Here is a 687-nt window from a genome sequence, read left to right as displayed (position 1 = left end):
CGAATCGCTCTTAAACAGTTTGTTAGCCGCTCATTCCCAAAGATTACTGCTTACTCAACAGGAACTTACGCAAATCTCTCTCTGCACGCATAACAAACAGAATAAACACTTTGTCACCGTCTTGTTTATAGAAAACACGACATGGATTAACGACAACTTCACGATAACTTAAATGTTCTAGCTCGGGTGGAATACGACCTGACTCTGGGAAAGTTTGCAGGCGTTCGACTTTGGAGAAGATCGTTTGCACTAACTGCTTTGCAGCTACGATATTTTCAAGTGCGATATATTCAGCGATATCGTTGAGGTCAGATAACGCTGGCTCAGTCCAGATTATTTCAGCCATTTTGACATTTTGTCCTTGGCTTTATCGTGACTCACCACTTTACCGTCAGCTAATGCACGTTCACCTCGTGCAATCCCCTCCAGAATCGCCAAGCGATTTTGCATAAACTCGTAATCATCAACATCAACCAGATATGCCGATGGCTTACCATGTTCAGTAATTAACACTGGTTCTTTGGTGTCGTGGAGATCGGCGAGGATCTTAGTTGCTTGACGTTTAAGTGATGTAACTAGTTCTACTTTCATGAGAGCTGCTCCAAAGGAATACTAAAGTGATACTATTCTATCACTTTGAGTATGGCAAGCTCCATGACGGCTAACGCCCTGTTAAGGTGTGAGCAA

At 42.9% G+C, this 687-nt stretch carries 2 protein-coding genes; both read right to left on the bottom strand.

All coding sequences use genetic code 11. The features are described from left to right. Positions 1 to 43: 43 nt before the first annotated feature. Positions 44 to 346: a type II toxin-antitoxin system RelE/ParE family toxin gene (locus tag VHA02S_RS25000; RefSeq protein WP_025548916.1), complete on the bottom strand. Its 303-nt coding sequence runs from the start codon at positions 344 to 346 to the stop codon at positions 44 to 46. Continuing rightward, positions 334 to 591, bottom strand: coding sequence for a type II toxin-antitoxin system Phd/YefM family antitoxin (locus VHA02S_RS24995; RefSeq protein WP_020196830.1), 258 nt, complete (start codon positions 589 to 591; stop codon positions 334 to 336). Before VHA02S_RS24995 ends, VHA02S_RS25000 begins: the two co-directional genes overlap by 13 nt. Positions 592 to 687: the final 96 nt, after the last annotated feature.

It is taken from the genome of Vibrio harveyi NBRC 15634 = ATCC 14126 = KCTC 12724, from assembly GCF_001591145.1.
Lineage (GTDB): Bacteria > Pseudomonadota > Gammaproteobacteria > Enterobacterales > Vibrionaceae > Vibrio > Vibrio harveyi.
Note: the sequence above shows the minus strand (reverse complement) of the source record. Positions and strands in the feature narration are given on the sequence as shown.

Excerpts from the sequence above, each read along its gene's own strand:
- VHA02S_RS24995 (WP_020196830.1), bottom strand. The coding sequence starts at position 591 with ATGAAAGTAGAACTAGTTACATCACTTAAACGTCAAGCAACTAAGATC.
- VHA02S_RS25000 (WP_025548916.1), bottom strand. The coding sequence starts at position 346 with ATGGCTGAAATAATCTGGACTGAGCCAGCGTTATCTGACCTCAACGAT.